The organism is Ruegeria sp. AB9 (assembly GCF_056542585.1).
In genome coordinates this window covers 154,696-176,079 of record NZ_JBQGAA010000001.1, presented here as the reverse complement: position 1 = coordinate 176,079, position 21,384 = coordinate 154,696, and the positions used below count along the sequence as shown (strand labels likewise).

Genomic DNA, 21,384 nt, shown 5'->3' with positions numbered 1-21,384 from the left:
ATGTCTCCGGTGTTCTGGTGAAAAAATCCCGCCCAGTGGTGTGCCGGGCGGGAACAGTGGATCGAAAGTCGCGGCCGAAGGCAAGTGCCAACGACCGCATCACACTCAGTGATCCTGAGCTGCGCCCGCACCACGGGGAATGCGCACGCTTTCGACCAGATCCTTGATCTCCTGCGGAGTTTCCTTGGTCATACCCGCAACGATGTATGCCGTTGCAAAGTTAACCATGGCACCGATTGCGCCGAACGAGGTCGACTTGATCGGACCCAGCAGCGGGTCAGCATCGGTGAACGAGTTGGTGCCCGGAATGAACAGCCAGCCCTTGTGCAGGAAGATGTAGACCAGAGTGACGACCAGACCGGCTAGCATACCTGCGACCGCGCCGGTGTTGTTGATGCGGGTCGAGAAGATCCCCATCATCAGCGCCGGGAAGATCGAAGCAGCCGCCAGACCAAACGCAAGTGCCACTGTCTGCGCCGCGAAGCCCGGAGGATTCAGACCCAGATAGGTCGCAACTACGATAGCTACGGCCATCGCGATACGTGCCGACAGAAGTTCACCCTTTTCCGAGATTTGCGGGTTGATGGCACCCTTGATCAGGTCGTGGGACACAGCCGACGAGATTGCCAGCAGCAGGCCCGCAGCGGTTGACAGAGCAGCCGCAAGACCACCGGCTGCGACCAGGCCGATCACCCAACCCGGCAGGTTGGCAATCTCGGGATTGGCCAGAACGAGGATGTCGCGGTTGAACTTGGTCAGCTCGTTGCCAACCCAGCCTTTTTCTTCCGCAAGTGCCTGCATCGATTCAGACTTGTCGTTGTAGTACTGAATCTTGCCGTCGCCGTTCTTGTCTTCCCAGTCCAGCAGACCGGTTTTCTGCCACGTGGCCATCCAGTCATAACGTGCGTCATTGTCGATCTGTTCAACAGACACAGCGCCGCCTTCGATGCCGCCATTGGGCCACATCATGTCACTGATGTTCAGACGTGCCATGGCACCTACCGCAGGGGCGGTCAGATACAGCAGCGCGATGAAAACCAGCGCCCAGCCAGCCGACCAACGTGCGTCGGCCACTTTGGGAACGGTGAAGAAACGCATGATGACGTGGGGCAGACCCGCCGTACCGATCATCAGCGACAGGGTGAACAGCACCATGTTCAGAGTGTTCGAGTGATGGGCGGTATACTCATTGAAGCCCAGCTCGGTCACGATGGCGTCCAGCTTGGTCAGCAGGGGCTCACCGCTGGCGGTGTCACCAAACAGACCCAGCGCCGGAACTGGTGTGCCGGTCAGCTGCAGCGAGATGAAGATCGCCGGGATGGTGTAGGCGGTAATCAGCACGCAGTACTGAGCAACCTGAGTGTAGGTCACGCCCTTCATCCCACCAAACACTGCATATGCAAACACAACTGCAGCACCGATGAGCAGACCCGACGTGTTGGACACTTCGAGGAAGCGGCCGAAGGCCACGCCAACACCGGTCATCTGACCGATCACATAGGTCACCGACGCAACGATCAGACAGATAACCGCAACGATACGAGCGGTTTGGCTGTAGAAACGGTCGCCAATGAACTCCGACACGGTGTATTTGCCGAACTTACGCAGATAGGGCGCAAGCAGCAGAGCCAGCAGCACGTAACCACCGGTCCAGCCCATCAGGAACGAGCTGTTGTCGTACCCGGTGAAGGCAATCAGACCCGCCATCGAGATGAACGAAGCCGCAGACATCCAGTCCGCCGCCGTTGCCATACCGTTGGTGACAGGATGGATGCCGCGACCCGCGGCGTAGAATTCAGATGTGGACCCGGCCCTGGCCCAGATCGCGATGCCGATGTAGAGCGCAAAGGACGCGCCGACAAACAGCAGGTTGATGGTAAACTGATCCATGGGGTTTACTCCTCAACGCCGTATTCGGCGTCCAGCTTGTTCATGCGCCAGGCGTAGTTGAAGATCAGCACCAAAAAGACCAAAATCGATCCCTGTTGCGCGAACCAAAAGCCCAAATCAGTTCCGCCTACGGCAATTCCCGACAGCATCGGACGCAGCAGAATGCCGAATCCAAACGACACCAGCGCCCAGATCGCGAGGCTGATGTAGATGAGGCGCAGGTTAGCCTGCCAATAGCCCTTATCGGCTTCGGCAGTCTGCGCGGAGTTTGTAGATTGATCCGCCATTGCGGGTTCCTCCTTCGCTTTCTCGTTAGGCGACCCGTTGCCCAACTCCTCCAGTGCCGCGGGTCGCTTCTCGATTGTGCCCAATACCCCGTGGCATCAGGCAAAACTCCACCAGTCCGCCAAGGCGGTCTTTTGAAGTATTCCATTTAGGATCAGAGCCTTGCGGCTCGTCTCCTCCCCTTAACTCATTGCGTCGTCAACGATCCCTTCGAGATCATTGGCGATGTCTTCAATCCTGCCCATGGCGTTTGTGCGCTGCAGTACGCCCTGACCTTCATAGTAGGTGATCAGCGGCGCGGTCTGTGCATGGTACGCTGCAAGACGCGAGGCTACGGTCTCGGCATTGTCATCAGCGCGGCGCTTGAATTCAGTATGGCCGCACTTGTCGCATTTGCCCTCTTCGGCAGGCATCTTGAACTGGTCGTGGTACCCTTCACCACAACCGGCGCAGGTGTAGCGGCCCGAAATTCGGGTGACCATTTCTGCGTCCTCTACCTCAAGGCTGATTGCGGCGTTGATCTTCTGGTCGTTCGAGGCCAGCAGGCCGTCCAGCGCCTCGGCCTGAACCGTAGTACGCGGGAAGCCGTCCAGAATAACGCCTTTGGCGCAATCTGACTGTGCCATGCGATCACGCAGGATGGCGATGACGATTTCATCGCTGACCAAATCGCCGGCTTCCATTACGGCCTTGGCGGCCAGACCTGCTTCGGTGCCTGCGGCGACGGCTTCGCGCAGCAGGTCACCCGTGCTGAGTTGTACAAGTCCGAACTTCTCTTCCAGCATCCGGGCCTGCGTGCCCTTCCCGGCGCCCGGAGGGCCGAGAAGGATGAGAACGGCGGGTGTGGTGATCGTGGCAGCGTCCATCACATCCTCACTTGTTCGCACGGTTTTCGATCAGGTCTTCGACCACCGACGGATCTGCCAGTGTCGAAGTATCGCCCAGCGAGCCGAAATCGTTCTCGGCAATCTTGCGCAGGATACGGCGCATGATCTTGCCCGAGCGCGTCTTCGGCAGGCCGGGGGCCCACTGGATCACATCCGGGGATGCAATCGGGCCGATTTCGGTGCGGACCCAAGTGCGCAGCTCCTTAAGCAGCTCATCAGAAGGCTCACGATCATTCATCAGGGTGACGTAGCAATAGATACCTTGTCCCTTGATTTCATGCGGATAGCCCACAACAGCGGCCTCAGCGACAGCGGCATGAGCCACCAGCGCGCTTTCCACTTCTGCAGTGCCCATACGGTGACCGGACACGTTGATCACGTCGTCCACACGGCCCGTGATCCAGTAATCGCCATCCTCATCGCGGCGGCATCCGTCACCGGTGAAATAGTAGCCTTTGTAGTCCGAGAAATAGGTCTTCTCGAACCGTTCATGATCGCCCCAGACGGTGCGCATCTGGCCGGGCCAGCTGTCTTTGATACACAACACGCCTTCGACACCGTTGCCTTCGATCTCGACACCGGACTGAGGGTCCAGAACCACCGGTTCGATGCCAAAGAATGGTTTCATGGCCGAGCCGGGTTTCATCGCATGTGCGCCGGGCAGGGGGGTCATCAGGTGACCGCCGGTTTCGGTCTGCCACCATGTGTCCACGATCGGGCATTTGCCCTTTCCGACAACGTCGTTGTACCAGTTCCAGGCTTCGGGGTTGATCGGCTCACCCACGGTGCCCAGAGTGCGCAGATCGCTGAGGTCGCATTTCTCGACAAACTCATTGCCTTGTCCCATCAGGGCACGGATGGCGGTAGGAGCGGTGTAGAACTGATTGACCTTGTGCTTTTCGCAGACCTGCCAAAAGCGCGAGGCATCCGGGAAAGTCGGAACGCCTTCAAACATCAGCGTGGTCGCACCGTTGGCCAGCGGGCCATAGACGATGTAGCTGTGGCCAGTCACCCAGCCTACGTCCGCAGTACACCAGTACACATCGCCTTCGTGGTAATCGAAGGTGATCTCATGCGTCATCGCGGCATAGACGAGATAACCGCCAGTGGTGTGCACAACGCCTTTCGGCTGACCGGTCGAGCCGGAGGTATACAGGATGAACAGCGGATCTTCGGCGTTCATTTCAGCAGGCGCGCAATAGTCGTCCGCCTCAAGCGCCATTTCGTTGTAGTCATAGTCGCGACCGTCGATCCACGTGGTCTGACCACCTGTGCGCTTTACAACAAGGCATTTCACAGTGTCCTTGCAGTGCAGCAGCGCCGCGTCTGCGTTGGACTTCAACGGTGTTTTGCGACCTCCACGCGGGGCCTCATCTGCGGTAATCACAACCTTGGCTTCGCAGCCATTGATCCGGGCGGCCAGAGCGTCAGGCGAGAAGCCTGCAAAAACGATAGAATGGATTGCGCCTATCCGCGCGCAGGCCAGCATGGCATATGCGGCCTCGGGGATCATCGGCAAATAGATGACAACACGGTCGCCCTTGCGCACACCCAGGGATTCCAGAATGTTGGCCATCCGGCAAGTGCGGCGATGCAACTCGGCGTAAGAGATATGCTGGGCCGGATCGTTTGGATCATCCGGCTCCCAGATGATTGCGGTTTGATCGCCGCGGGTTTTCAGATGGCGATCCAGGCAGTTGGCTGAGACATTCAGCGTGCCATCGGCATACCAGTTGATCTTGACCGAGCCGAAATCGTAATTGACGTCTTTGACCTTGGTGAAAGGTTTGATCCAGTCGACACGCTTGCCTTGCTCGCCCCAGAACGCATCGGGGTCGTTGACTGAGGTGGCGTACATGTCGGCATATTTTGCGGCATCGACATGCGCACGAGCGACGGTTTCTGCGGATGGCGGATATGTCTTGGCATCTGCCTGGGCAGCGGTGGTCATCTTTGAGGCTCCTCCCTCTGGACTGGATTGCTTTGGGACATTTTTTGCCTGTCATTTAGGCAATGTCGATCCCGTTCCTCCCCACGAGCGAGTATTACCGGGTTCTGAAAATAAATAAATAAATTGGCGTAATCCTTGAGTTTCTTTGTAAAGAAATTTTAACTGTTTTACTCGCTGTGTAAAAAATGTCTATCTAGGTGCGAAAAACATTAAAAATAACAAAGTGATAACTGTAACAATCGAAAGGAGCGCTGCATTCTGAATATGTGGGCGATGGCAGGCCTGCCTCAATTCTCCTGGTCTTCATGGTTCTTTTTTGGGCTTCTTATGAAACTTTCGGAAGTTCCGGTTAGGGTTGGCACAATCGAATGTTGGCGCTAGCTTGATCGACAAGCGCCTCGGGAGGGGGCGCACCAATGGGAGACAAAACTATGAAAAAGATGTTGAGCGGTGCCGCCGTCGCCGCCCTTGGCGTGGCTTTTGTGACCGAAGCCGCCGCAACCGAATGGAATGCCTCTGTGTGGGGCAAGCGCCGCGCCTTTACGGAACATGTTGAAAAACTGGCAGAACTTGTCAGCGAAAAAACGGGTGGTGAGTTTACCATCAACGTCAGCTACGGCGGGTTGTCCAAGCCGCGCGAGAACCTGGATGGCATCGAGATTGGCGCTTTCGAGATGGCTCAGTTCTGTGCGGGCTATCACCGTGACAAGAACCGCGCGATTACCGTGTTGGAATTGCCGTTCCTGGGCGTGAACAACCTGCAGGAAGAGGTCGCAGTCAGCCATGCGGTATATGACCATCCTGCCGTCAAGGATGAGATGGCACAGTGGAATGCCCGCATCATCATGACCTCGCCAATGCCACAATATAACATTGTCGGCACCGGCGAGCCGCGGGATGAACTGGCCGACTTCGACGGAATGCGGGTCCGGGCGACCGGCGGACTTGGTCAGGCCTTTGAAGCGGTCGGAGGCGTTCCAACGTCGGTTCCAGCGACCGAAGCCTTCAATGCCATGGAATCCGGTGTCGTAGATACAGTCGCCTTTGCCCAGCACGCACATCTGTCTTTTGGGACGATCAACGAGGCTGATTGGTGGACGGCTAATCTCAACCCGGGAACCGTGAATTGCCCGGTTGTGGTCAATATCGATGCTTACGAGGCCTTGCCAGCCGAACATCGTGAAGTTCTGAACAGTTCGATCGATGAGGCGATCGACCATTATCTTGCAAATTACGGTGGGCTGCTCGAGCAATGGGACAGTGTTCTGGAAGAAAAGGGCGTCCAGAAAGTCATGATCGATGACGCGGTGATTGAAGAGTTTCGCACGACGGCAGCTGACCCGATCCGTGAAAAATGGATCGCGGACATGACGGATCAGGGTTTGCCAGCTCAGGATCTTTACGATCTCGTACAGATGACGCTGAAGCAGCAGCGCGGCGGCAACTGACCATCAATGCCGGGTGCCGCCAGGGCACCCGGTAACAAACAATAAGGAAACACCGGAATGGCAGGACAAGCCACGGTTCTGGAAGACGGTAGCCGTCTGAGCCAGTTGGATCAGCGTTTGCTCGTGCTGGAACGGTTTCTGGCACTGATCAGCGGTTTGGCGGTATTTTCACTGATGGTATTGGCCGTTGTGTCCGTTAGTGGCCGCAATGCCCTGAATGCACCGTTGCCAGGGTATGTAGACTGGATTGAACAGGCGATGCCGCTCATCGCTTTTCTTGGCGTTTCATATGTTCAGCGCGATGGTGGCCATATCCGGATGGATATCGTTATTTCCCGTCTGCACGGGCGGGCTTTGTGGCTGTTCGAACTGATCTCGGTGGTTTTGATCCTGATCCTGATGCTGGCTCTGGTTTGGGGCAGTTGGTCTCATTTTGACCGGTCTTTTGACTTCGGCGCACCAATGTGGAGTCGGGACAGTTCCATTGATATCGGCATACCTCTGTGGCCTGCCAAACTGTTGGCGCCTGTTGCGTTTTCCGTTCTCTGCCTGCGCCTTGCACTACAAGTCTGGGGGTATGGCCGGGCGTTCTTGCTTGGGCTGGACGCGCCGCCGGCGGTCCCGTTGATACAGGATGCGGCGGCGCAGGCCGCAGCCGAAGCCGAACAGTTCGAAGGGCAGGACTGATACATGGACACGATTGAGATTGGCCTTTGGGTCACAGGCGGTCTGCTGGTCCTTGTCGTGGTCGGTATGCGTGTCGCGTTTGCGGCGGGTTTGGCGGGGCTTGTCGGACTAATTTGGATTTTCTGGGCCAAGTTCGGCTACGATCCGGACCGATTTGGCAAGGCGTTGACAGTGGCGGTTAAAACCGCAGGCCAAGTGCCGCATTCCAAGGTCGCGTCCCACACTCTCAGCCTGATCCCGACATTCATTCTGATCGGGTATCTGGCCTACTACGCGGGCCTCACCCGCGCCTTGTTCGAGGCCGCCAAGCGCTGGGTCGCCTGGGTTCCCGGAGGGCTCGCGGTGTCGACTGTCTTTGCCACTGCCGGCTTTGCTGCCGTATCTGGCGCGTCGGTTGCGACGTCAGCTGTCTTCGCCCGCATCGCAATCCCGGAAATGCTGAAGGTTGGTTACAACAAACGCTTTGCAGCAGGGGTGGTTGCCGCAGGCGGAACGCTGGCGTCGCTGATCCCACCTTCTGCAATTCTGGTGATCTACGCGATCATCGTCGAGCAGGATGTTGGAAAGCTGTTGCTTGCCGGATTTATTCCGGGCGCATTTTCCGCTGTCGTCTATGGACTGCTGATTGTGGGAATCGCTGTTATCTTCAAATCCGTCGGTCCACCGGTAACAGGTTTTACGTGGAAGCAACGATTCTCAGCCCTTCCCGGTGCTATTCCCATCGTCGCCGTCATCCTGATCATCATCTGCTTTGTCTATAACCCATTCGGTGAAAAGGCGTGGGGCACACCGACAGAAGGCGGAGCAATTGGCGCCTTCATTGTGTTCTGTTTCGCCCTGTTCCATGGAATGCGCTGGACCGAGTTAAAATCCGCGCTTCTGGAAACTGCTAAACTGACAGCGATGATATTCTCCATCATCTGGGGCGTTCTGATCTATGTGCGTTTTCTGGGCTTTGCGGACCTGCCGGGCGCATTCTCGGATTGGATCACGGGGCTTGAGATGTCGCCGATGATGATCCTGATCTGTATTCTGTTGGCCTATGCGGTGTTGGGCATGTTCATGGACGCGATTGGGATGTTGCTTTTGACCTTGCCTGTGGTCTATCCGGCGGTGATGGCCTTGAATGGCGGCGAAACCGTCAGTGCTGCTGACAGTGCGTTTGGAATGTCAGGCCCGATGTGCGCGATCTGGTTCGGTATTCTGGTGGTCAAAATGGCCGAGTTCTGTCTGATCACACCGCCCATCGGACTGAACTGTTTCGTCGTTGCTGGCGTGCGTCCGGACCTGAGCGTTCAGGACGTCTTCAAAGGTGTCACCCCCTTTTTCATTGCCGACGCCCTGACAATCGCAATGCTCGTGGCTTTCCCGGGTATTGTTCTCTACCTGCCATCGCTTGCGGGGTAGCAAAATAGCGAGGCTGTGCTTCGCGCTCCGTGGTATTTTTGGCCAGATGAACAAAGGCGTCTATGCTCATCTGGCTGAAAGTACCTCGGAGAAGGCGCCCGCTGGGCGGCGGGGCCGGGCTCTCTTGGTCGTGTCTTAACTCGCCCGCATCAGCATTCCGAACAGATCACGTGGATCGTCCGGGTCGGCCAACATGTCCAAAGGCTCAAAAAATGCAGTGCCTTCGATCGCTTGTTTGACATAGCGCAGGGCCGAGAAATCCTCGATCGCGAAACCAACGCTGTCGAATAAGGTAATCTGCCGTTCATCGGTGCGCCCATTGGCGGCACCGGTGATGACCTGCCACATCTCAGTTACCGGATGATCTGCGTCCAGCGCCTGAATCTCGCCTTCGATCCGGGTTTGTTCTGGGTATTCGACAAAAATTTCCGAACGCAACAGGATGTCACGGTGCAACTCAGTCTTGCCGGGACAATCTCCGCCAATAGCGTTTATGTGCACGCCGGGCCCAACCATGTTGTCGGTCAGGATCGTGGCGTACTTCTTATCTGCAGTGCAGGTGGTGATTATTTGCGCACCCTCGATAGCCTCCTCTGGCGTCTTGCAGGAGATAACGGTCAAGCCTTTGCCCTGAAGGTTAGCTGCACATTTCGCGGTGGCGTTCGGGTCGGTATCGTAAAGCCGGACGGTGTTGATCCCGCACATTGCCTTGAAGGCGAGGCACTGGAATTCGGACTGTGCGCCATTGCCGATCATGGCCATTGTCGTGGCGTTCTTCGGGGCCAGATAGCGCCCAACCAAAGCCGAAGTCGCCGCCGTGCGCAGCGCGGTCAGCATCGTCATCTCGGTCAACAGCGTCGGATATCCTGTGTAGACGTCCGCCAGCAAGCCAAACGCAGTGACTGTCTGCAGCCCCTCGGAGGTGTTCTTGGGGTGCCCGTTGACGTATTTGAACCCATAAGCCTCACCATCCGAGGTGGGCATGAGCTCAATCACGCCATGGGGGGAATGCGCCGGAATGCGCGGTGTTTTGTCAAAGCTCTCCCATCGCTTGAAATCGGATTCGATCTGAGTGGCGATTTGCATGATCATCTGCTCGACACCAATGTGGTGAACCAGTCGCATCATGTTATCGACGGAAACGAAAGGCACCAGGGCCTTGTCTGAAGGTTGCATAGTGCTCTCCTATCGGCGGGCAAGGTGGACGCCTGCGATCATGCAGCGCACGGACCCACCGGCAGTTTCAATTGTTGGAACGGACAGTGGTAAAGGTGTTGCGCTGGCCTGGATTGTCGCGAGTTGATCTGGCGTGAGGGCGGCAAGGGCTCTGCTGGACAAGGCCAGCACCAGCCCGTTGCGCCCCGTCAACTCAATCGCGTTGCCCGCGAACTCGGCGATTTGTTCGTGTGTCAGATCAATGACTTTTCGACCGGATTCCTCCAACCGATTGCGAACGGTCAACCGGCGATCAGGATCCGATATCATATCTAGACAGATCAAAGCGTAATGGGTGCCAATGCCCATCAGCACATTGGTGTGATAAACATCCCGGCCTTTCGAGTCTCTGGCCTCGAAGGCAATCGGCTCATAGTTGAAATGCGTGCAGAACCGCTCCAGCAGGACTGGATCGGCGCGATTGGAAGTGACCGTGTAGGCGATGCGGGCGACGTGATCCAACACCATCGCTCCAGTCCCTTCCAGTGCCAGATCGTCTTGTTCCAGCCCGGAATAATCTATGACGTCCTGCACGCGGTATTCTTGTTTGAGGAGTTCGATCACGTCGGTCCGCCGCTCGCGCCGGCGCGATGGCACAAACATTGGGTAAATCGCTACATGACCACCAGGGTGCGTGGAAAACCAGTTGTTTGGGAAAACGCTGTCAGGTGTGTTTTGATCGCCGAAATCGTCAAAGACGTGAACAGTGACGCCTGCATCGCGCAGTTGCCGCACTGCCCGGTCATGTTCATCCCTGGCCACATCCGACGTGGCCTCGGCAGACGTCGTGCTCAGAGTTTGAAAGGCATTGTCATCGCGCGTTTCCGGGTTGGACGCAAAAGCATGCGGCCGGATCATGACAACGGCAGAGGGCGCTTGAAGAGATAGCATCAAAAACTCCGAGTGGGGCGGTCGAAGATACGGCGGCCCATCAACGAGGCGGCCAGATCCACCATCAGTTTCGCGGTGCGACCACGTTCATCCAGAAACGGGTTCAGCTCGACCAGATCCAGCGAGCAGACAAGCCCGCTTTCATGCAGCAGCTCCATCACCAAATGGGCTTCGCGCTCGGTTGCACCTCCGGGCACGGTAGTACCTACAGCCGGGGCCACTGCCGGGTCGAGGAAATCGACGTCCAAAGATACGTGAAGCAGAGCGTTTTCGGCCCTGACGCGATCCAGAAATGCCAGCAGCGGAGCCTTGATGCCGTTTTCATCAATGCTGCGCATATCCGCCAGCATGGCGTGGTCTTGTTCAAGTGCCGACCGTTCCGCCGGGTCGACAGAGCGCAATCCGATCATACCGACCCGATCCGTCGGTACAGCAGCGGCTAGAGGGGGAAAGTCCTCGAACCCGGGTCTTCCGGTGAAATACGCCACAGGCGTTCCGTGCAGGTTTCCGCTGCCAGTGCTGTCCGGGGTGTGGAAGTCGCTGTGGGCGTCAAGCCATAGTACGAACAGGGGGCGATCGATCTGTGCAGCATGCGCGGCCATCCCGGCAACCGTGCCCATGGACAGAGCGTGATCACCCCCCATGAAAATAGGAACACCCTGACCAGCCGCGTTTTGCGCAGCTTTGCTGAGAGCTTGTGTCCATCCTACGCATTCTGGCAGGGCGAACAGGTGTGGGTGTTGAGGGATGTCCACATTTTCGGCTTGCACGTCGCCCCAATCGTGAACGGTGTGGCCAAGATCAGAGAGCGCTTGATCCAACCCGGCCACGCGATACGCGTCAGGTCCCATCCGGCATCCCTGACGGCGTTTTCCGGCATCCATCGGGGCGCCGACCAGTATGATATCTTTGAGTTCCATATGTTCATTTATGCTGTCAGAGTGTCTTGCGTGAAGTCAGCAAAATGCTCAAAATGGTTTCAGAAATTCCTTTATGAGAAAGCACTATGGACGAATTGGACAATCGGCTGCTCAATGCGTTGCAGCGGGATGCACGGGCGAGCCTGTCAGAGCTCTCGGAAACGCTGGGCGTGACGCGCACCACTGTGCGCAGCAGATTGCAGCGGTTGAAACAGTCCGGTGAAATCGTCGGCTTTACGGTTTTGACGCGTCGCGATCTGGCGCAAAGCCCGGTGCGCGGATTGATGATGCTTGAGATCGAAGGGCGCGGGACAGAACGCGTGATGGCCCGGATCGGAGCCATGCGTCAGGTTACGGCCGTTCATTCGACAAATGGCAGTTGGGATCTGATCGCCGAGATCAGCACCGAAACCCTGGCCGAACTGGACGAGGTTTTGTTTCAGATTCGAAAGATCGACGGCGTAACGCGGTCAGAAACGAATCTTCTGCTGTCAACACGCAAAGGGCGGCTCTAGCGCTTTGAGATGTAACCAAAATGTGCCAGAGTTTGTGGGCAGGTGAAGTCTTGATAATCGGCGTGCGGGTGAGCCGTGCGTTTTGCCTGCGACCAGAAACTGGCGGGGACGTGCAGCATGACCAATGCGGAGAATGACGGTGAACCTCTGGCCGTGCATTGGGCCGAGAAGCTTACGGCCATGCTGGAGAAACCCTGGCTGCGGATTGCAATACCGATTCTCGTAACGGGGATCGCGCTGACGGTTTTGCATGATCTGTCGGCGCATGTGAAATGGTCGGATGTACAGACGGATATTTCGTCAACTTCGTGGAAGCTGATGTTCTTCGCGTTGTGTTGGACCGCGTTCAGTTTCCTTTCGCTATCGTTGTATGATGTGTTTGCGGTGCAGAGTGTCGCGGGCGGCAAGGTGCCTTTGCCTGTGGCGGGAATGGCAGGAGCCAGCGGGTATGCCGTGTCAAACTGCCTTGGGTTCTCTTACATTACCGGAACTGCGATCCGGTATCGAATTTATGCGTCACTCGGGTTGGATCTTGGGCGTGTGGCCGGGGTGATCGCTACCTCCTGGGTCGCGTTCTGGATGGGGCTTATCCTCATTCTGGGTTTGTTACTGACCCTGCATCCGGATGGAATATCCAAGGTAGTTCCTGTCAGCGAGACGGTCGAAACCGCCATCGGGTTGTGCCTTTTGGGGGCTTTGGTCGCCATGTTCATATGGTTGTCCAGCGGGGGCAGGCGTTTGGCCGTTGCTGGTATCGGGTTTGATTTGCCGGGCGGTAAACTGGCCAGCCTTCTGACACTTGCCGCTGTCGGAGACCTGTTTGGCGCGTCCATGGCGCTCTATGTCCTGATGCCGGACGATCTGGGCGTTGGCTACCCTTACTTCTTCACGATCTACATTGCCGCGATAGCCGTCGGTATCCTCAGTCACGCGCCTGGCGGGATAGGTGTATTCGAAGCAACGCTGATTGCTGGGCTTGGGGCGTCAGGACGTTCGGATGTGATCGCAGCGTTGCTGCTGTATCGCCTGGTTTATACTTTCCTGCCGTTTGGTATTGCCAGCCTGTCCATTGCGGTCGCGTCCGCGCTGACGCAAAGGCACAGGATCGGTGGGGCCGCGACATGGGTCTACCGGGCCATCCGACCAATTGTTCCCATGGTGGCAGCAGGCGTTGCTGCAGTGGCCGGAGTGATCCTTCTGATTTCCGGCGCGTTGCCAGCGGGCACGCAGAACCTTGGCGTTTTGCGCGAAGTTCTGCCTCTGTCATTTGTCGAGGCCTCGCACCTTGCAGGCAGCGCCATAGGTGTTTTGCTGTTGCTGGTATCGCGTGGGTTATTCCGTAAGCTCTATCGCGCGTGGGTGGTGGCGATGCTGTTGATGGCGGCGGGGTTCTTTGCCTCACTTGCCAAAGGGCTCGACACCCACGAGGCGCTTTCGATGTTGGGCACAATTGGCCTGCTGGCCATGTTCCGTGGGGCGTTCTACCGGGTTAGTGGTGCGTCGATCTTCAGGCTGAACATCCCCTGGTTGATCAGTGTGGTTGTTCTGCTGGCCGTCATTTTCTGGATCGGCCTTTTCGCATATTCGCACGTCGAATATCAGAACGCCCTGTGGTGGGAGTTTGCCTGGAACGGGGACGCCTCGCGTTTCCTGCGGTCCTGCCTTGTTGTTGCGGTGATCGTTGGGATTGTCGCTGCAAATTCCCTATTCGGGCGCGAGATTCCTGCGCCCCAGCGCACCGAAATCCCCGAGGTCGTGGAACGACTGGTGATGGAAAGTGAGGACACCGAATCCCAGATCTCCTTGACCGGCGACAAACAGTTCCTGATCTCTCCGGATGAAACCGCATTCATTGCATATGCGGACACGGGCAACGCGATCATATCGAAGGGAGAACCAATAGGGGACGAGACGGCCGGGCAACAGTTAATCTGGCAGCTTCGCGAAATGGCAGATCGCGAAGGGAAGCTGTGTGCGTTCTACAGCGTTTCGACGAAATACCTTCCAACCTTTTTAGATCTTGGTCTGTCGATCCTCAAAATTGGTGAAGTCGCGCGGGTGCCCCTGAAGGATTTCTCGCTGGATGGAAAATCACGCAAGAGGTTTCGACAGGCCAAGAACCGGGCCGAACGTGAGGGCTATGTTTTCGAGATCATTCCGAAAGAGGAACTGGGACCGGTTCTGCCGGAATTGCGCGCAATTTCCGATCACTGGCTGGCGCAAAAGGCCGGTGCGGAAAAAGGTTTCGCTTTGGGTGGTTTTGACGATCAGTATCTGTCTTACTTTGATCACGCGGTTCTGCGCGATGGCAACACAGGCAAGATCATGGCCTTTGCCAATCTGTTTCAGGGTGGCAATAAATCCGAGCTGTCGCTGGATCTGATGCGGTATGAGCCGGAAAGTCCAAGCTTTGTTATGGATGCGCTTTTTGCCGAAATGATGGTCTGGGGGTCGGAACAGGGGTTCCACTGGTTCTCGTTGGGTGCAGCGCCATTTTCGGGGATCGAAAACCGTCAGCTTGCCTCACTGTGGAACCGCATCGGAGGATTTGTTTACGAGCATGGCGAGCAGTTCTACCATTTCGAAGGATTGCGTGCCTTCAAACAGAAATTCGACCCGGAATGGAGCCCCAACTATCTGGCCAGCCCCGGGGGGCTGGCCGCGCCCCGCATCCTTTACGAGGTCAACATCCTGATCTCGGGCGGTTTGCGCGGGTTGACCAAGTAGCGCTTAGTTCAGGCTGGCTCGGGTGGGGGTTTTCTCAAGCAGATCACCCCAATCAGTGCGATAGGCCATTTCAGCCAGAACCGTTTCGGGCAGGAACTCCTGATTTTGGCGGATCTGCCAGCCGCCACCCAGACCTTTGTAAACCGCGACCAGATTGCTGGACACTTGCTGCCGCGCTTCGATCAGGTTGGCCTGTGATCGCAAGAGGGCCGTTTGCGTGTTCAGAATACGCGAATAGCTGGCGATGCCGTCCGTGTATTGGCTGACTGCAATTTGCGCGGCTTTGCGCGAGGCATCGACGCTTTGCTGATAGAATCCAACCTGCTTGCGCGCCTGTGCATAGGCAACCATTGCGCTTTCTACCTCGGAATAAGCGGTCAGCACGGTGTTCTGGTAATTGGCAATCAGCGCCTGATAGGCGGCGTCCTGCGCGCGGACATTGTTCTTAATGCGGCCATAGTTCAGGACATTCCAGACCACGCCGGCACTGGCTAAACCGGTTGTACTATTGCCGCTGAACAGATCACGCCCGCCCGATGCCTGCAGGCCAATCGCGCCGGAAAGGACAAACTGCGGATACAAATCGGCCATTGCGATGCCGACTTGCGCAGATTGCGTTGCTGCAGCCAGTTCTGCCGCGCGGACATCCGGTCGACGACGCAGCAGTTCTGCGGGTACCCCCACGGCCACGTTGGTACGCGCAGATGGGATACGACCGGAGTTCCCCAGAAGGCTTGTCATCCGGGACGGCGTGGCACCCAGCAGCACAGCCAGTGCATTTTTGGTCTGTTGCAGGTCGCTTTCCAGTTCAGGCACCAAGGCTTTGGTGTTGTTAAGCAGGGCAGTGGATTCCTGAACGTCCAACTCGGTCGTGACACCGTTGTTAAAACGCAGTTGGGTCAGATCGGCGGACTCCTGTTGCAACTTGATGTTTTCGCGGGCAACCGCCAGCGATTCCTGAAGCGCGCGGATATTGACGTAGAGCGCTGCCACATCCCCGGTCAGCGTCACCAAGGCGTCGTCATAATTCGCAACCTGCAACGCCAGATTTGACCGCGCCGCCTGAACGCCGCGCCGCTGCGCGCCCCACACATCCAGTTCCCACTGGGCATCGAAACCGACTTGTGAAGTTGAGAATTCGGTATCCAGCGGGATGATGCGGTTGATATCGGAAACCGGCCCAAGATTGTCGCTGATTTGCCGTCGCTGCAGCGAACCGCCAATGGCCTGAGACTGCGGGTACAACTCTCCGAAGGCGATGCCCAACTGCGCACGGGCTTGCAATACCCGCGCACCCGCGACCTGCAATGTCAGGTTCTGGGCGTACGCCTCAGCTATTAACTTGTTGAGGGTCGGATCATTAAACGTCTTCCACCATTTCACCACAGGTGCGCTGCGTGATGTCAGGCCGCTTTGGCCAGTGCTGGGGTTGTTTACCTCGATCCATTGCTTCACGACCGGAGAGTTCGGACGCACGAAATCCGGCCCTACGGGCGTGCAGGCGGCGAGGGTTGCGGCGCAGATGGCAGTTCCCATCAAACGGCGGAGTGTCATGGCGCGCATCCTCAAATATCCAGCGGTCGGATGAAGTTGGCGAAAGAATAGAGGCGGATGTTGATGCGCCTCAGGAACTCAAAGCTTTTGCCCATGCCAGTGTAGATCGCCACAGCGGCGTGGCCACCCGCTGGGAAAGTGTGCCCGTCAGGGACATCGACGGTGATCTGCACCGCAATTCGACCCGGCAGTTTTGGCAGTTCAAAGCGCGGCAGGCGACCTGAAGGGATCAGTTGCCCTTGACGTGTGGCCCACCATATCGCCTCGACCTTACCCTTCAGGATTTCCCCGGGATAAAGATCCAGCGCCACCTCGACCTCTTGACCGGGTTCCACGAATTTCAGGTTCTGCTGGCGGAAGGTCGCGAGAATATAGGGGCTGTCTTCGGTCACGAAACTGGCAATCGCACCCAGGCGTACATCGCCAACGACCAGCCCGGGGCGGGCCTGCTGAGAAACGATCATGCCGTTTTCAGGCGCGTAGATTGTTGTGTTTTCAAGGAAGTACTCAGCTTCGGACAATTGCGCCTGCGCCTGAAGAATTCCCGTGTTCACACCGTCTATCTGGGATTCCACAGCCAGTTGCGCCTTTTCGAGATTTGCCTCGGCCTGTTTCACGGCGGCTAGGTCTTCGGTCACCTGCTCGTTCCAGCGGTCCAGATCATCTTGCCGCGCTCCACCCGCAGGCACGAGGTTTTCATACCGCGCTTGCTGGGTCTGCGCGTAAGCCAATTGCGCGTTTGCCCTTTCTACGGCTTCGGTTGACGCGATCACATCCTGATCCAGAATTTTCGCATTCTGTTCGGCCGCGACCAACTGCGCCTGCGCATTGTCTACCGCCAGTGAAAACACTGTGTCATCAAAGCGGTAGAGCGGATCGCCCTTGGTGACCGGTGTATTCGGTTCCACAAGAACCTCGGTCAGGATCGTTGGCTGTGTCAGCTTCGGGATGATCTGTATGGTCGAACGCACGACATGACTGTCGACCGAGAAGGGCTGGAAGAACCGCAATGCGACCAGAAAAATCAACAGCAGGTGCGCACCGACCCAGAACGAAACAATGCCCCAGGCAATGTTGAATTTCAGCAATTCCAGCTTGAAGAAGATAAGCCAGACAAAAATGATGTAAAACAGAGTAATGCCAAGGGCGACGAACATGTGTATTGCTTTCCTTCGGCCTTAGCTTTGCTGAGTACTGTCTGTGTCCAGACGATCTTGATACTCTGGCCTGATGTCGCCACCCAGACGCTTGATTTCATCGCGAATGGCATCTTTTTCCTCATCGGGACCGCGTCGAATATCGACCGTGACACCATCATGGAACGCCCACATGAAGGCATGGACCCAGGGAACCACGGCCAAAAATCCCATCCAGCCCATGATTTTGACGGCTTCGGCATGGGGATGATTGCGCTTGATGGCGATCCGCCCGGGAAGGCCCATGAGGAACAGAAACAAAGCCATCACCGCCGCCAGTAGCAGGATCAACGCCACGAAAGTCAGGTAGTCGTAGTAGCCAAGCGGCTGTCCCAATAATCCCATGCTCGCGCCTCCGTTCTGGGAAGGTTATGGTATCTTCAGTTGCCTGCGCCCAACTCGTCAATCAGCTTGTAACTTGTCGGCGGGTCGGCGCAGATACCAGGTCCGCATTCCAATAGGGCGGACCCTGCATTCAGCACCGCCAGAGCCAGCATGACGAAGAACGCGACCTTGGCCAGAGCGTTGCCACCGAACCGGGGTTCGTGATGTGAGGATCCCTCGTATTGGCGTTCAAACAGCAGCATGATCGATGTGCCCAGCAAAACAAGGAAAAAGGCGATTCCGGCCCAAGTGTAGTAGTGCAACCCCAGAACCGGAGAGCCATAGTGACCCGTTCCGGGTACGATGTGCAGTAGAATTTGCCGGATCGAAACACTGCCGCCGTACAATGCCGCGATCAGTACGATGGCGTAATGCTGCGGCCTTGCTCCGTAGAGAAGGTTCAAGCCAAGCCCCACGCCAACGGCGACAAGGCCGACGCGTTGTAGCAGGCAAAGCGGGCAGGGCAGTTCGTAAAGAACGAGTTGATAGAAAAATGCCAGCGCCAGAACGAGGCAGACGGCCAGCATTCCGAACGCGTTGAGGGTGCGGGACAGTTCAGGTGTCATGGCAAGCCCCTCAGAGTTGAATTGTCAGCTGGGTGGTGGCGTGGAATTTCAGCCAGTAGACACACATGGCCAGCGTGACGAAAAACAAGACGTTGCCAGCCTTTGTCAGATTGAAATAGTTCAGCGCCATCGTGGCGGTAAGTAATGCAAATAAAAGCGCAATCATGGCCCGGTTCTCCCATCCCGTGCACAAATCCTTGTACAATGGATAGTGTCAGGCCAGGTCCCGTCTGGCAAGCCGCGCGACTCGACTGAGCGTTGAAAGGTGCTTTTGCTTAACCGCAGACAACAACGCTTGTTTGCCATTCGCGACAGTGTTGCAGCAAGTTGCCGGGCAGGGGCGCATCGGTATAGATCGCGTCAAGTTCGGCCATCGACGTTATGCGTGCCGGGGCCGAGCGCTGAAACTTAGAGTGATCGGCTACCAGAAAAGTACGGCGGGCCTGATCGATAATGGTCTGGCTGACCTGAACTTCCTGAAAGTCGAAGTCCAAAAGGTCTCCGTCTGTATCCAATGCTGAGCACCCGATAACAGCGAGATCGAATTTAAAGTGCCGAATGGTCGATACAGTCAGATTGCCGATCAGACCTCCGTCCGTGCGGCGCAGGACGCCACCGGCCATGACGACTTCACAGTCCGGGTTTTCGATCAGGATGTTTGCAACGTTCATATTGTTCGTCACGACCATCAGGTTTTTGTGGTTCAGCAATTGCCTTGCCACGGCCTCGGTTGAAGTTCCGATGTTCATGAAAACCGACGCACCGTCTGGGATATCAGCCGCGCATGCCTGCGCGATGCGGATCTTGGTGTCAGCGTTCAAGGCGCGGCGGTCTTCATATCCGATATTTGAGACGCCTGATCGCAAAACTGCGCCACCATGGACCCGGTCCAGTTTGCCCGCTTCTGCAAGCTCTGTCAGGTCGCGTCGGATTGTCTGAACGGTGACTCCAAAGTGTTCGGCCAGGCCGTCGACGGTAACGCGCCCTTCGGCGCTGGCGATTTCCAGGATGTCGGATTGGCGAAAAGATAGGGACATGAATGGTTCCGGCGCAGAAGATACGTTTTCGTATTTGTTCTTTTTATTGGTTTTGGCAAGCCAACTTGCTTTCAATACATACCAGTATTGCAAAGCGAAAATAAACGAACATAAACATTGACGAAGCGAATGGTGTTCTGGCTAATGCCCGTAACCGTGTTATGCAGGGAATCAATGGATATGCAGTCGACGGACGACCAGATCACAGACCTTTTCATCATTGGCGGCGGGATCAACGGTTGCGGCATCGCACGGGATGCTGCTGGACGGGGTCTTTCGGTAAAGCTGGCCGAGATGAACGATCTGGCCTCGGCGACATCGTCAGCCTCGACCAAACTGTTTCATGGCGGGTTGCGATATCTGGAGTATTTCGAGATCCGTCTGGTACGCGAAGCCCTGATCGAGCGCGAAACCCTGCTGCGCGCGATGCCGCATATCAGTTGGCCAATGCGCTTTGTGCTTCCTTACCACAAGGAAATGCGGTTTGACTCTGAAACACCGACCTCGCGGTTGCTCAGCACGGTTATGCCGTGGATGCGGGGGCGTCGTCCGGCCTGGCTGATCCGGTTGGGCTTGTTCATGTACGACAATCTGGGCGGGCGCAAAATCCTGCCTGGAACGACGTCGTTGAACTTGCGCTCCGCACCGGAAGGGGGACCGCTGCAGGACAAGTTCGAAACGGCTTATGAATATTCCGACTGCTGGATCGAAGACTCGCGGCTGGTGGTTCTGAATGCGCGTGACGCCCAAGCACGCGGTGCGCAGATCATGGTGCAAACCGAGGTAATCTCGGCCGAGCGGGTCGATGATCTTTGGGACGTGACCGTTCGGGATCGGAAAAGCGGCGAGACCCGGGTGATCCGGGCCAGAATGCTGATCAACGCCGGCGGGCCCTGGGTTGGAGACATTATTCAAACCAAGATCCGCGTGAACTCTCGCGAAGGCGTTCGGCTTGTGCGAGGCAGTCATATCGTGACGCCCAGACTGTATGACCACGACAAATGCTATTTCTTCCAGGGCGAAGATGGCCGCATCATTTTCGCCATTCCGTACGAACAGGATTTTACCTTGATCGGAACAACGGATCAGGACCATCCAGACCCCGCAACGAAACCGGTCTGCACCGAGGCTGAGCAGGATTATCTGTGCGCCTTCGCTTCGAAATACTTCAAGCGTGCCGTGACTCGCGATGATGTCGTCTGGACCTATTCCGGTGTACGTCCGCTTTATGATGACGGCGCAAGCAGCGCTACAGCGGCGACGCGCGATTACACTCTGAAAGTCGATGCGCAGGGTGGAGCACCTGTACTGAACGTGTTTGGCGGCAAGATCACCACTTACCGCAGGCTTGCAGAAAGTGCGCTTGAAAAGGTTGGTGAGTTTTTTCCGAACCTGCCCGGGCCCTGGACCGCTGGTGTTGCCCTGCCGGGGGGGGATTTTCCGGTGGATGCAGTCGAAACCCTCAAAAACGATCTTCTGGCTGTGTATCCATTTTTGACCGAAGCCTGGGCTGCTCGCCTGATCAGAGCTTACGGGTCCGAAGCACAGGACGTCCTGGAAGATGCGAAACAGTCATCCGATCTGGGAGAAGACTTTGGCGCAACCCTGACAGCGCGAGAGGTCGCCTGGCTGATGGAAAAAGAATACGCCCGTTCAGCCGAAGATGTGGTTTGGCGCCGCAACAAGCTGGGTTTGCGGCTGACCGCTGAACAGATTGCGCGGATCGATCACTGGATGTCCGTGCGGTCCAAGGATGAAAAGGTGGCTTGAAAACGCCACGGATCCGTTTTTGGGTTGCAAAAAAAAGCCCCACCAAATCAGGTG

19 protein-coding genes are annotated in these 21,384 nt (G+C 56.8%); 6 read left to right on the top strand and 13 right to left on the bottom strand.

Annotated features, from left to right (window positions below; genetic code table 11):
* Nucleotides 1-105 precede the first annotated feature (105 nt).
* From ACR0K5_RS00960 to acs, 4 genes are all read right to left on the bottom strand, one after another.
* Entirely contained in the window at nucleotides 106-1,890 is a 1,785-nt protein-coding gene (locus ACR0K5_RS00960; RefSeq protein WP_480627869.1) for a sodium:solute symporter family protein, read from the bottom strand.
* 5 nt (nucleotides 1,891-1,895) lie between these two features.
* A complete protein-coding gene (locus ACR0K5_RS00955) occupies nucleotides 1,896-2,177 on the bottom strand; it encodes a DUF4212 domain-containing protein (protein WP_298848721.1) in 282 nt (93 codons plus the stop codon).
* Between the two features lie 180 nt (nucleotides 2,178-2,357).
* On the bottom strand, nucleotides 2,358-3,041 hold the full coding sequence (locus ACR0K5_RS00950; RefSeq protein WP_480627868.1) for an adenylate kinase: 684 nt from the start codon (nucleotides 3,039-3,041) through the stop codon (nucleotides 2,358-2,360).
* 7 nt (nucleotides 3,042-3,048) lie between these two features.
* Complete coding sequence (gene acs, locus ACR0K5_RS00945) at nucleotides 3,049-5,013, bottom strand: acetate--CoA ligase (RefSeq protein WP_480627867.1); 1,965 nt, start codon at nucleotides 5,011-5,013, stop codon at nucleotides 3,049-3,051.
* Nucleotides 5,014-5,444: 431 nt separating this feature from the next.
* On the opposite strand from acs, the gene ACR0K5_RS00940 reads away from it, so the two are divergent.
* Genes ACR0K5_RS00940 through ACR0K5_RS00930 form a run of 3 tightly spaced genes read left to right on the top strand, consistent with a single transcriptional unit; the run spans nucleotide 5,445 to nucleotide 8,555 of the window.
* A complete protein-coding gene (locus tag ACR0K5_RS00940) occupies nucleotides 5,445-6,461 on the top strand; it encodes a C4-dicarboxylate TRAP transporter substrate-binding protein (protein WP_480627866.1) in 1,017 nt (338 codons plus the stop codon).
* A 57-nt stretch (nucleotides 6,462-6,518) separates the two neighbouring features.
* On the top strand, nucleotides 6,519-7,148 hold the full coding sequence (locus ACR0K5_RS00935) for a TRAP transporter small permease subunit (RefSeq protein WP_480627865.1): 630 nt from the start codon (nucleotides 6,519-6,521) through the stop codon (nucleotides 7,146-7,148).
* A gap of 3 nt (nucleotides 7,149-7,151) precedes the next feature.
* On the top strand, nucleotides 7,152-8,555 hold the full coding sequence (locus ACR0K5_RS00930) for a TRAP transporter large permease (RefSeq protein ID WP_480627864.1): 1,404 nt from the start codon (nucleotides 7,152-7,154) through the stop codon (nucleotides 8,553-8,555).
* 135 nt (nucleotides 8,556-8,690) lie between these two features.
* Here ACR0K5_RS00930 and ACR0K5_RS00925 read toward each other — a convergent pair whose 3' ends face one another.
* From ACR0K5_RS00925 to rocF, 3 genes are read right to left on the bottom strand one after another with little or no spacing between them, the layout of a single operon-like run.
* The gene (locus tag ACR0K5_RS00925; RefSeq protein ID WP_480627863.1) at nucleotides 8,691-9,731 is read right to left on the bottom strand and encodes an ornithine cyclodeaminase; all 1,041 of its coding nucleotides are present in this window, start codon (nucleotides 9,729-9,731) and stop codon (nucleotides 8,691-8,693) included.
* A gap of 9 nt (nucleotides 9,732-9,740) precedes the next feature.
* Nucleotides 9,741-10,661 carry a citrulline utilization hydrolase CtlX gene (gene ctlX, locus ACR0K5_RS00920; protein WP_480627862.1) on the bottom strand — a complete coding sequence of 307 codons (921 nt, stop codon included), beginning with the start codon at nucleotides 10,659-10,661 and terminating at the stop codon, nucleotides 9,741-9,743.
* Complete coding sequence (rocF, locus tag ACR0K5_RS00915; RefSeq protein ID WP_480627861.1) at nucleotides 10,661-11,581, bottom strand: arginase; 921 nt, start codon at nucleotides 11,579-11,581, stop codon at nucleotides 10,661-10,663. Before rocF ends, ctlX begins: the two co-directional genes overlap by 1 nt.
* 86 nt (nucleotides 11,582-11,667) lie before the next feature.
* Between rocF and ACR0K5_RS00910 the strand changes: the two genes are divergently transcribed.
* Together ACR0K5_RS00910 and mprF are read left to right on the top strand one after the other, a co-directional pair.
* Nucleotides 11,668-12,096 (top strand): Lrp/AsnC family transcriptional regulator, encoded by a 429-nt coding sequence (locus ACR0K5_RS00910; RefSeq protein WP_170344639.1) that lies wholly within the window; start codon nucleotides 11,668-11,670, stop codon nucleotides 12,094-12,096.
* A gap of 117 nt (nucleotides 12,097-12,213) precedes the next feature.
* Nucleotides 12,214-14,823 carry a bifunctional lysylphosphatidylglycerol flippase/synthetase MprF gene (gene mprF, locus ACR0K5_RS00905; protein WP_480627860.1) on the top strand — a complete coding sequence of 870 codons (2,610 nt, stop codon included), beginning with the start codon at nucleotides 12,214-12,216 and terminating at the stop codon, nucleotides 14,821-14,823.
* A 3-nt stretch (nucleotides 14,824-14,826) separates the two neighbouring features.
* Here mprF and ACR0K5_RS00900 read toward each other — a convergent pair whose 3' ends face one another.
* The 6 genes from ACR0K5_RS00900 to ACR0K5_RS00875 all read right to left on the bottom strand — a co-directional run bounded on the left by ACR0K5_RS00900 (nucleotide 14,827) and on the right by ACR0K5_RS00875 (nucleotide 19,560).
* Nucleotides 14,827-16,377: an efflux transporter outer membrane subunit gene (locus tag ACR0K5_RS00900; protein WP_480627859.1), complete on the bottom strand. Its 1,551-nt coding sequence runs from the start codon at nucleotides 16,375-16,377 to the stop codon at nucleotides 14,827-14,829.
* A gap of 11 nt (nucleotides 16,378-16,388) precedes the next feature.
* Complete coding sequence (locus tag ACR0K5_RS00895; protein WP_480627858.1) at nucleotides 16,389-17,534, bottom strand: HlyD family secretion protein; 1,146 nt, start codon at nucleotides 17,532-17,534, stop codon at nucleotides 16,389-16,391.
* A 21-nt stretch (nucleotides 17,535-17,555) separates the two neighbouring features.
* Complete coding sequence (locus ACR0K5_RS00890) at nucleotides 17,556-17,918, bottom strand: DUF3302 domain-containing protein (RefSeq protein ID WP_480627857.1); 363 nt, start codon at nucleotides 17,916-17,918, stop codon at nucleotides 17,556-17,558.
* A 35-nt stretch (nucleotides 17,919-17,953) separates the two neighbouring features.
* On the bottom strand, nucleotides 17,954-18,523 hold the full coding sequence (locus ACR0K5_RS00885) for a disulfide bond formation protein B (RefSeq protein ID WP_480627856.1): 570 nt from the start codon (nucleotides 18,521-18,523) through the stop codon (nucleotides 17,954-17,956).
* 10 nt (nucleotides 18,524-18,533) lie between these two features.
* Nucleotides 18,534-18,689, bottom strand: a complete 156-nt coding sequence (locus ACR0K5_RS00880) for a DUF5993 family protein (protein ID WP_480627855.1) — start codon at nucleotides 18,687-18,689, stop codon at nucleotides 18,534-18,536.
* A gap of 109 nt (nucleotides 18,690-18,798) precedes the next feature.
* Nucleotides 18,799-19,560, bottom strand: a complete 762-nt coding sequence (locus ACR0K5_RS00875) for a DeoR/GlpR family DNA-binding transcription regulator (protein WP_480627854.1) — start codon at nucleotides 19,558-19,560, stop codon at nucleotides 18,799-18,801.
* 180 nt (nucleotides 19,561-19,740) lie between these two features.
* On the opposite strand from ACR0K5_RS00875, the gene glpD reads away from it, so the two are divergent.
* Nucleotides 19,741-21,330 carry a glycerol-3-phosphate dehydrogenase gene (gene glpD, locus ACR0K5_RS00870; protein ID WP_480628742.1) on the top strand — a complete coding sequence of 530 codons (1,590 nt, stop codon included), beginning with the start codon at nucleotides 19,741-19,743 and terminating at the stop codon, nucleotides 21,328-21,330.
* Nucleotides 21,331-21,384 lie beyond the last annotated feature (54 nt).

Excerpts from the sequence above, each read along its gene's own strand:
- ACR0K5_RS00960 (WP_480627869.1), bottom strand. The coding sequence starts at position 1,890 with ATGGATCAGTTTACCATCAACCTGCTGTTTGTCGGCGCGTCCTTTGCG.
- ACR0K5_RS00955 (WP_298848721.1), bottom strand. The coding sequence starts at position 2,177 with ATGGCGGATCAATCTACAAACTCCGCGCAGACTGCCGAAGCCGATAAG.
- ACR0K5_RS00950 (WP_480627868.1), bottom strand. The coding sequence starts at position 3,041 with ATGGACGCTGCCACGATCACCACACCCGCCGTTCTCATCCTTCTCGGC.
- acs (WP_480627867.1), bottom strand. The coding sequence starts at position 5,013 with ATGACCACCGCTGCCCAGGCAGATGCCAAGACATATCCGCCATCCGCA.
- ACR0K5_RS00940 (WP_480627866.1), top strand. The coding sequence starts at position 5,445 with ATGAAAAAGATGTTGAGCGGTGCCGCCGTCGCCGCCCTTGGCGTGGCT.
- ACR0K5_RS00935 (WP_480627865.1), top strand. The coding sequence starts at position 6,519 with ATGGCAGGACAAGCCACGGTTCTGGAAGACGGTAGCCGTCTGAGCCAG.
- ACR0K5_RS00930 (WP_480627864.1), top strand. The coding sequence starts at position 7,152 with ATGGACACGATTGAGATTGGCCTTTGGGTCACAGGCGGTCTGCTGGTC.
- ACR0K5_RS00925 (WP_480627863.1), bottom strand. The coding sequence starts at position 9,731 with ATGCAACCTTCAGACAAGGCCCTGGTGCCTTTCGTTTCCGTCGATAAC.
- ctlX (WP_480627862.1), bottom strand. The coding sequence starts at position 10,661 with ATGCTATCTCTTCAAGCGCCCTCTGCCGTTGTCATGATCCGGCCGCAT.
- rocF (WP_480627861.1), bottom strand. The coding sequence starts at position 11,581 with ATGGAACTCAAAGATATCATACTGGTCGGCGCCCCGATGGATGCCGGA.
- ACR0K5_RS00910 (WP_170344639.1), top strand. The coding sequence starts at position 11,668 with ATGGACGAATTGGACAATCGGCTGCTCAATGCGTTGCAGCGGGATGCA.
- mprF (WP_480627860.1), top strand. The coding sequence starts at position 12,214 with ATGACCAATGCGGAGAATGACGGTGAACCTCTGGCCGTGCATTGGGCC.
- ACR0K5_RS00900 (WP_480627859.1), bottom strand. The coding sequence starts at position 16,377 with ATGACACTCCGCCGTTTGATGGGAACTGCCATCTGCGCCGCAACCCTC.
- ACR0K5_RS00895 (WP_480627858.1), bottom strand. The coding sequence starts at position 17,534 with ATGTTCGTCGCCCTTGGCATTACTCTGTTTTACATCATTTTTGTCTGG.
- ACR0K5_RS00890 (WP_480627857.1), bottom strand. The coding sequence starts at position 17,918 with ATGGGATTATTGGGACAGCCGCTTGGCTACTACGACTACCTGACTTTC.
- ACR0K5_RS00885 (WP_480627856.1), bottom strand. The coding sequence starts at position 18,523 with ATGACACCTGAACTGTCCCGCACCCTCAACGCGTTCGGAATGCTGGCC.
- ACR0K5_RS00880 (WP_480627855.1), bottom strand. The coding sequence starts at position 18,689 with ATGATTGCGCTTTTATTTGCATTACTTACCGCCACGATGGCGCTGAAC.
- ACR0K5_RS00875 (WP_480627854.1), bottom strand. The coding sequence starts at position 19,560 with ATGTCCCTATCTTTTCGCCAATCCGACATCCTGGAAATCGCCAGCGCC.
- glpD (WP_480628742.1), top strand. The coding sequence starts at position 19,741 with ATGCAGTCGACGGACGACCAGATCACAGACCTTTTCATCATTGGCGGC.